Below are 6365 nucleotides of genomic sequence, written 5' to 3'. Positions count from 1 at the left end.
AGTTGGTTAAGATCTCGACTATTTACAGCTTGGCAACGCAAGGTACAATTAAAATCGTACTTGGAGCCGTTCAACTGATCGAGACTTGATCAACTTGTGCAGAGAATGATCATGCGTCGGCCCTGGCCCGGCGTCGTTCCATTCCATGGGCGAGGTCCGGCCAGGAGGGTATATGGAGCTGCCTGATTTCGATACCCTGAAGTACTGGGCGCTGGCCGAGCCGGAGCGACTCGACGCGCTGCTGCACCAGCAGATAGAGACCTTGATCGCCCAGGTGGGGCCAGAGCGGCAACGTCGGTTGCGAGGTCTGCAATTTCGCATCGACTGCCAGCGCCGCCTGGCAAGAAACAACCTCGACAGCTGCATCCGGATAGCCAACATGATGCATGACTCCGTCTACGCCATGCGCCAGCACATTCTGGATCTGCAGAACGAATCTTGTCAGGAAATGGCAGAGCCCCCGCTGCCGGATAATGTGATAGCGTTTTCCAGTTATCTGAAACGGAAATAATTCACGGCCCTGTTCAAGATATAAAAAAACAGGGTATTTATTAATTTGTTTCACCCCTTCTCAAACAAGTTGTTAAGCAAGTTGGGTAAATTGTTTTTTATTTGCTGCAAATGTTCCCCGGGCGGCTGAATAATAGTGACCAGTGCCCGCAGTCCGATAGAGATGGATGAAGGTGTATTTATTTTGGGGTAATATCCAGACACATTTCATCTTGCTATGACTCAAAGGGATCATGAGAAGCATCACACCAGGAAGGGTGCTGTCGCGAGAGCAGCAGACGGAGATCACCCGGATCATCGTCAAGGCGGGCCAGATGCTGGCCCAGTTTGGGGCGGAGAGCCGCATCATCGAGCAGACCACGGTCCGGCTCGGCATGGCGCTCGGGCTGGAGAGCGTCGAGATGGCCATCTCTTCCAGCGCCATCGTCCTCACCAGTCTCTACCAGGGCAGTTGCGTCACCACCACCCGCCGGGTACGGGAGCACGGCATCAACATGCAGGTGGTGTGCGAGATCCAGCGCATCTGCATCATGACGGAAAAGTCGCTTATCGGCGCGCGCGAGGTACGTCAGCGCCTCGAGGCCATCACGCCGTTCCACTATCACCCCTGGCTGGTGGTGCCCATGGTGGGGCTCTCCTGCGGTGCCTTCAGCCTGCTGTTTGGCGGTGACTGGCCCATCTTCCTGGTGACCTGCTGCTCGGCCTCGGTCGCCATGCGGGTGCGCCAGCTCATTGCCCGCCATCACCACAGCCCCCTCATCAACTTTGCCGCCACCGGGTTTATCGCCACCCTGCTCGCTTCCAGCGCCACCTTCTTCGGCTGGGGCGAACAACCCTATCTCGCCATGGCCGCCAGCGTGTTGCTGCTGGTGCCGGGGTTCCCGCTCATCAATGCGGTCTCCGACATGGTGAAGGGTTACTTCAACATGGGGCTGGCCCGCTGGGGCACGGCGACACTGCTGACCATCAGCGCAGCCATAGGGATCATTCTCGCCATGTCGGTGACCGGTATCTGGGGGTGGAAGGTATGATGGAACTGCTCTGGCTGCTGGCCAAGGATGCCTTCTGGTCGGCCATTCCGGCGGTGGGCTTTGCCATGCTGTTCAACGTGCCGCCACGGATGTTGAAATACTGCGCCATGGGGGGCGCGTTGGCCCACAGCCTGCGTACCCTGCTCATCCACTACGGCATGCCCATCGAGTGGGCCACCCTGGCAGCGGCGACCACGGTCGGTTTTGTCTGTGTCTACTGGTCGCGCCGCCTGCTGGCACCGCGCCCGGTGTTCAGCGTCGCCTCCATCATCCCCATGATCCCGGGCAGCTATGCGTTCAAGACCATGATCGCCATCGTGGAGCTCAATATCTCCGGGGTGACCATGGAGCTGCTTCAGAGCGCGGTGGAGAACGGCCTCAAGGCGCTGTTTATCGTGGGGGCCCTGAGTTTCGGTTTGGCGATCCCCTCTCTGGTCGTGTACCGTAACCGCCCCATTATCTGACGACGGTGCGAGAGGTTGACCCCATGATGATTTCCATGATTGCCGCCATGGCCCAGGATAGGGTGATCGGCCTGGACAACCAGATGCCCTGGCACCTGCCGGCGGATCTGGCCCACTTCAAGCGGGTCACCCTGGGCAAGCCGGTGCTGATGGGGCGCAAGACCTTTGAATCCATCGGACGACCGCTGCCCGGGCGCCGCAACCTGGTGATCAGCCGCAACCCCGACTACCGGGCCGACGGCGTGGAGGTTATCGACTCGGTGGAGGCCGCACTGGCCCTGCTGGCGGATAGTGACGTCGCGGAGCTGATGGTGATCGGGGGCGGTCATCTCTACGGCCAGCTGCTGCCACGGGCCGACAGGCTCTATCTGACCCGCATCGATCTGGCGGTGGAGGGGGATACCCGTTTCCCGGCCTTCGACGAGGGCGACTGGTCGTGCATCGAGCGCGAGTTACATCAGCCTGACGAGAAGAATCCCCATCCCTACTGTTTCGAGACCTGGCAGCGGCGCTGAGCCCTCTGATGCCATGAAGAGCCCCTTGCGACAGCAGGGGGCTTTTTTGTGCCCTGTTGCTGCAAAGAGAAGGGGGCTGAACCGGCATGGTTGAAGGTGCCTGAAGCAATACCGGGATGCGTGACATCAAAATAGTTAGTTATGTAATGAATTGGCCATTCATTGCTCCGATGGGCGCAGTCATCCCCTTCCTCTCTTTTTGCCTGCTGCTAACGCCTTTTAATCATTAATGAAATGTGCTGAAAGTGCATCGATACTGTGGTAGCCCTGTCTGTTATAGGCGTTTTTATCGTGATTTAATGGATTTTTATGAATAAAAATAACTAATAAAAATCAATGGCTTAAATTTAATCTTTCCTGCTCAGCTTCAATTGGTTCTTTTGTTTGGGTGTGAAATTGCTTAGTGTTAAAAGTAATTGGCTCACGTTCGACGGTTTGCCAGGCAAGGCGTCGGCCAAGAAAAAAGGACAATATGACAGTCAAACTCGAGGTCAAATCCCTCTACAAAATCTTCGGCGATCAGCCGGATAAAGCGTTCAAATTGCTGGCGAAAGGGCATGATCGCGCCAGTATCCTGAAAAAGACCGGACAGACCCTGGGGGTCCAGGATGTCAATCTGGCCATCAACGAAGGGGAGATCTTCGTGGTGATGGGCCTCTCCGGTTCGGGCAAGTCCACCCTGGTGCGTCTCTTCAACCGGCTGATCGAGCCGACCCGCGGCCAGGTGCTGATCGATGGCGAGGACATCGCCGCCATCTCGGAGCGCGAGCTGCGCCGGGTGCGCCGCAAGAAGATCAGCATGGTATTCCAGTCTTTCGCCCTGATGCCGCACCTGAGTGTGCTGGAAAATACCGCCTTCGGGCTGGAGCTGGCCGGTGTACCGCTGGCGGAGCGCCAGCAGAGCGCCCGTCAGGCGCTCCATCAGGTGGGGCTGGGGCAGTGGATAGAGGCTTATCCGGATGCCCTCTCCGGCGGCATGAAGCAGCGGGTCGGGCTGGCCCGGGCCCTTGCCAATGACCCCGACATTCTGCTGATGGACGAAGCTTTCTCCGCGCTGGATCCCCTGATCCGCACCGAGATGCAGGACGAGCTGCTCAAGCTGCAGGCCAGTCAGCAGCGCACCATCGTCTTCATCTCCCACGATCTGGACGAGGCGATGCGCATCGGCGATCGCATCGCCATCATGCAGGATGGCCAGCTGGTGCAGGTGGGCACCCCGGACGAGATCCTCAACCAGCCCGCCAACGACTATGTGCGCGCCTTCTTTCGCGGGGTGGATCTGGCCCATGTGTTCAGCGCCCGCGACGTGGCCAGCCGCAAGCAGGTGCCCCTCATCAAGAAGCACACCACCGACGGGCCGGGCAACGCCCTGCGCCAGCTCAAGGAGCTTGAGCGGGAGTTCGGCTACGTGGTGGATCGCAGCCGCCGCTTCCTCGGGGTCGTCTCGGTGGAGTCGCTCGGTCAGGCGGTAAGGGCCAAAGGCAGCCTGGAGCAGGCGTTGCTGGCGGACATTCAGCCCATTCTGGCGGACACCGCCCTCAATGAACTGATAAGCCAGGTGGCGGCCGCTCCCTGTCAGGTGCCCGTGGTCGAGGAGGATGGCACTTACCTCGGCCTCATCTCCAAGGCCAATCTGCTCAACACCCTGGACAGGAGTACCCCGGCATGAAGCTGATGAATCCCCATTTCTTGCTGAGCGGGCTGCTGGCCCTGGTGCTGCTGGCGAGCCCTTCCCTGCGGGCCGATGAGGTGGCGGCAGACCCCTGGAGCGCGCCTGCGTCCACCGAGGTGTCCGATCCCTGGGGCAGTACCGACACCCAGGCCACCGACTGGCAGAACCAGATCGAAGCCGCCGACACCACAACCGCCATCGACTGGCTGGATCCTTTCCAGCAGGCGCTGGTGCCGCTGGATACCTGGGTGGAAGGGGGCATCGGCTGGCTGGTGGAGAACCTGCGGCCGCTGTTCCAGCTGATCCGCGCACCGGTGGAGCTGACCCTGAACGCCATGACCCATCTGCTGCAGACGGTGCCCTCCACCCTGATGATGGGGCTCCTGGCCCTGCTTGCCTGGCAACTGGTGAACGGCCGCATGGCGCTCGGCACGCTCGCGTCTCTTGTGGGGATCGGGCTCATCGGGGCCTGGTCCGATGCCATGGTGACCCTGTCCCTGGTGCTGACCTCGCTGTTCTTCTGTGTGCTGCTGGGGTTGCCCACCGGCATCCTGCTGGCCCGCAGCGAGCGGCTCTCCACCTGGACCCGGCCGCTGCTGGATGCCATGCAGACCACCCCGGCGTTCGTCTACCTCATCCCCATCGTGATGCTGTTTGGCATCGGCAACGTGCCCGGGGTGGTGGTGACCGTCATCTTCGCCCTGCCGCCCATGATCCGGCTCACCATGCTGGGCATTCGCCAGGTGCCCACGGATCTGGTGGAGGCGGCCCACTCGTTCGGTGCCAGCCCCTCCCAGTTGCTGTTCAAGGTACAGCTGCCGCTCGCCATGCCCACCATCATGGCCGGGGTCAACCAGACCCTGATGCTGGCGCTCTCCATGGTGGTGATCGCCTCCATGATCGCGGTGGGGGGCCTCGGCCAGATGGTGCTGCGCGGCATCGGCCGGCTCGACATGGGGCTCGCCTCCATCGGCGGCCTCGGCATTGTACTGCTGGCCATCGTGCTCGACCGCCTCACCCAGGCGATGGGGCAACCGGATCGCACCCGTACCGGCCGCTGGTATCAGCACGGCCCCGCCGCCCTGCTGCTGCGCCTGGCCGGTCGTGACAAGAAAATCGATTACAAAGGAGTAAATGCATGAGACCGATCACCAAAGGATTGACCCTGGGCACATTGCTGCTGAGTACCCAACTGCTGAGCCCGCTCGCCATGGCCAGCGCCGAGTTGCCGGGGGAGGGGGTTCGCGTTCAGCCCCTGCAGAGCTCCTTGCCGGAAGAGGCCTTCCAGAGCCTGCTGGTGAGCAAGCTGATGGCGCGTCTGGGTTACGATGTCCAGCCCGCCCAGGAGGTGGACTACAACGTGGCTTATGCCTCGGTGGCCCAGGGAGACGGCACCTTCCTCGCGTTCAACTGGGTGCCGCTGCAGGACAACAAGTACGAGCAGGCGGGGGGCGACAAGGTGTTCTTCCGTGAGGGCACCTATGTGGCCGGTGCCGCCCAGGGGTACCTCATCGACAAGAAGACCGCGACCCAATACGGCATCACCAACCTGGGCCAGCTCAAGGATCCCGAGGTGGCGGCGCTGTTTGACGGGGATGGCGACGGCAAGGCCGACCTCATTGGTTGCAACCCCGGCTGGGGCTGCGAGGGGGCGATCAACCATCACCTCGACGCCTTTGGTCTGACCCCCACGGTGGCCCACAAGCAGGGCAACTACGCGGCGCTGATCGCCGATACCCTGGCTCGCTACCAGGCCGGCAAGCCGGTGCTCTATTACACCTGGACCCCCTACTGGCTCAGCAGCGAACTGGTGCCGGGCAAGGATGTGGTGTGGCTGGAAGTCCCCGCCGATGCCCCGGATGCGGCCAAGACCCGTTTGCCGAACGGCAAGAACTACGGCTTTGCGGTGAACACCATGCACATTGTTGCCAACAAGCGGTTTGCCGAAGCCAATCCGGCCGCCGCCAAGCTCTTCTCCATCGTCAAGCTGCCGCTGAATGACATCAACGTGCAGAACGGCCTGATGAACAAGGGGCAGAACAAGCCGGCGGACGTGGAACGTCATGCCGATGCCTGGCTCAAGGGCCACGAGGCGCTGGTGAACGACTGGCTGAATCAGGCGCGCGCCGCCGCCATGTAATGAGGGGTGGAACGTCGCCCTTTTGCGCAAAGA

General features: G+C 61.1%; 7 protein-coding genes. All 7 read left to right on the top strand.

Annotated features, from left to right (window positions below; translation table 11 throughout):
* Positions 1 to 172: 172 nt before the first annotated feature.
* The 7 genes from HKD46_RS03400 (at position 173) to proX (ending at position 6332) form a co-directional block, all read left to right on the top strand.
* Positions 173 to 511, top strand: coding sequence for a DUF3135 domain-containing protein (locus HKD46_RS03400; protein ID WP_010675440.1), 339 nt, complete (start codon positions 173 to 175; stop codon positions 509 to 511).
* A gap of 232 nt (positions 512 to 743) precedes the next feature.
* The gene (locus HKD46_RS03395; protein WP_042014428.1) at positions 744 to 1541 is read left to right on the top strand and encodes a threonine/serine exporter ThrE family protein; all 798 of its coding nucleotides are present in this window, start codon (positions 744 to 746) and stop codon (positions 1539 to 1541) included.
* Entirely contained in the window at positions 1538 to 2005 is a 468-nt protein-coding gene (locus tag HKD46_RS03390; protein ID WP_010675437.1) for a threonine/serine exporter family protein, read from the top strand. The genes HKD46_RS03395 and HKD46_RS03390 overlap by 4 nt, the downstream gene beginning before the upstream one ends.
* Before the next feature lie 23 nt (positions 2006 to 2028).
* Positions 2029 to 2520, top strand: a complete 492-nt coding sequence (gene folA, locus HKD46_RS03385) for a type 3 dihydrofolate reductase (protein ID WP_039040330.1) — start codon at positions 2029 to 2031, stop codon at positions 2518 to 2520.
* Positions 2521 to 2992: 472 nt separating this feature from the next.
* On the top strand, positions 2993 to 4189 hold the full coding sequence (gene proV, locus HKD46_RS03380; RefSeq protein ID WP_010675435.1) for a glycine betaine/L-proline ABC transporter ATP-binding protein ProV: 1197 nt from the start codon (positions 2993 to 2995) through the stop codon (positions 4187 to 4189).
* Positions 4186 to 5334 (top strand): glycine betaine/L-proline ABC transporter permease ProW, encoded by a 1149-nt coding sequence (gene proW / locus HKD46_RS03375; RefSeq protein ID WP_103243636.1) that lies wholly within the window; start codon positions 4186 to 4188, stop codon positions 5332 to 5334. Before proV ends, proW begins: the two co-directional genes overlap by 4 nt.
* Positions 5331 to 6332, top strand: a complete 1002-nt coding sequence (proX, locus tag HKD46_RS03370; protein ID WP_043154276.1) for a glycine betaine/L-proline ABC transporter substrate-binding protein ProX — start codon at positions 5331 to 5333, stop codon at positions 6330 to 6332. The genes proW and proX overlap by 4 nt, the downstream gene beginning before the upstream one ends.
* Positions 6333 to 6365: the final 33 nt, after the last annotated feature.

This window comes from Aeromonas sp. TW 6, assembly GCF_013168745.1.
GTDB classification, from domain to species: domain Bacteria; phylum Pseudomonadota; class Gammaproteobacteria; order Enterobacterales; family Aeromonadaceae; genus Aeromonas; species Aeromonas caviae.
Note: the sequence above shows the minus strand (reverse complement) of the source record. Positions and strands in the feature narration are given on the sequence as shown.

Coding starts and splice junctions, on each gene's coding strand:
- HKD46_RS03400 (WP_010675440.1), top strand. CDS start 173: ATGGAGCTGCCTGATTTCGATACCCTGAAGTACTGGGCGCTGGCCGAG.
- HKD46_RS03390 (WP_010675437.1), top strand. CDS start 1,538: ATGATGGAACTGCTCTGGCTGCTGGCCAAGGATGCCTTCTGGTCGGCC.
- proV (WP_010675435.1), top strand. CDS start 2,993: ATGACAGTCAAACTCGAGGTCAAATCCCTCTACAAAATCTTCGGCGAT.
- proX (WP_043154276.1), top strand. CDS start 5,331: ATGAGACCGATCACCAAAGGATTGACCCTGGGCACATTGCTGCTGAGT.
- HKD46_RS03395 (WP_042014428.1), top strand. CDS start 744: ATGAGAAGCATCACACCAGGAAGGGTGCTGTCGCGAGAGCAGCAGACG.
- folA (WP_039040330.1), top strand. CDS start 2,029: ATGATGATTTCCATGATTGCCGCCATGGCCCAGGATAGGGTGATCGGC.
- proW (WP_103243636.1), top strand. CDS start 4,186: ATGAAGCTGATGAATCCCCATTTCTTGCTGAGCGGGCTGCTGGCCCTG.